The organism is Geodermatophilus marinus, from assembly GCF_003428645.1.
Taxonomy (GTDB): Bacteria; Actinomycetota; Actinomycetes; order Mycobacteriales; family Geodermatophilaceae; genus Geodermatophilus.
The window spans coordinates 1-1,521 of sequence record NZ_QVQH01000065.1; the positions used below are offsets into that span (position 1 = coordinate 1).

Consider the following 1,521-nt stretch of genomic DNA (forward strand, 5'->3'; position numbering starts at 1 on the left):
TGCGAGCTGCAAACGATCACCGGTGGCCGTGATGGACAGTGTTCACCCGCAAGGCGGCGTTGGCGAGGTCTCGGCCGCGGAGGCCGCCGATCGACTGCGGGAATTCCGCGCCGGGTTCTACCGATGCCTCGGGCGACGCGCCGATGAGCTGTTCGAGCTGACCGATGCGCTGCTCTGCGCCGAGGGGCCGGTGCGCTCGCTGGTCGGGTTGTGCCTGGTGCCCGAGCACCACCGCGGGCACGGCGCGCTCTACGACGCGGTCAACTGCGGCACGGTCGAGGTCGACCGGCTGCGCGCGCGGCTGGCCGAGCTGCCCGTGCCGCGGATGTTCGACGGGCGGCTCGTGCTCGCCGTCGATGCCACCCCGTGGCTGCGCCCGGACGGCGAGACCTGCCCCGACCGGCTGTTCTGCCATGTCTCGGGCCGCGGCCGCCGCGGCGCCAAGCAGCGGATCCCGGGCTGGCCGTATCAGCTGGTCGTGGCCCTGGAGAGCGGGCCGACCAGCTGGACCGCGGCGCTGGACGTGGTCCGGCTGGGCCCGGCCGACGACGCCACCGCGGTCACCGCCGCCCAGCTGCGCGCGGTGGTGGATCGGCTGACCGCGGCCGGGCACTGGCGCCCCGGCGACCCGCCGATCATGGTGGTGCTCGACGCCGGCTACGACGTGCACCGGCTGGCGTTCGTCCTGGCCGACCTGCCGGTGCACCTGATCGGGCGGATCCGCGCCGACCGGGTGCTGCTCGGCCCCGCGGCACCGCGCCCGAACGGCGCGGCCGGGCCGGTGGGGCGACCGCGCCGGCACGGGCCGGCGATGGCCCTGGCCGACCCGTCCACCTGGCCGGCGCCGACCACGCGCACGGTCACCGACACCGCCCGCTACGGGCCGGCCGAGGCCAGCGGATGGGCTCGGATGCACCCGCGCCTGGAACACCAAGGCGCCTGGGCCGACCATCCCGGCCAGCTACCGATCGTCGAGGGCACCGTGATCCGCCTGACCGTGGCGCACCTGCCCGGCCAGCGCGAGGCCAAGCCGGTCTGGCTGTGGTCCTCCCACACCGGCGCCGACACCGGCGATGACCCTGACGCCTTCACCGCCGAGGTCATCCGCTGCTGGCAGGCCTATCTGCGCCGCTTCGACCTCGAGCACACCATCCGGCTGTTCAAGCAGACCCTGGGCTGGACCCGCCCGAAGCTGCGCGCGCCCGAGGCCGCCGACCGCTGGACCTGGCTGATCGTCGCCGCCCATACCCAGCTGCGCCTGGCCCGACATCTCGCCGCGGACCTGCGCCGCCCCTGGGAACGACCGCTGCCGACCGAGCGGCTGACCCCAGCCCGCGTGCGGCGAGGGTTTCGCCAGCTCCGCGGGAAGATCCCCTCGCCGGTCAGCCCGCCAAAACCCACCCGTCCCGGCCCGGGGCGCCCGCCCGGGACGAAGAACCGACACCGCGCCACCCGCCACGACGTCGGCAAGACCACCAAGCGAGACGCCGAAGACCAACCGGTCAGGGGTTAAACGACAAG

The 1,521-nt window shown here is 74.8% G+C and carries 1 protein-coding gene; it reads left to right on the plus strand.

What is annotated here, in order from left to right:
• Positions 1–31 precede the first annotated feature (31 nt).
• Positions 32–1,513, plus strand: coding sequence for an NF041680 family putative transposase (locus D0Z06_RS25015; RefSeq protein WP_233517954.1), 1,482 nt, complete (start codon positions 32–34; stop codon positions 1,511–1,513).
• Positions 1,514–1,521: the final 8 nt, after the last annotated feature.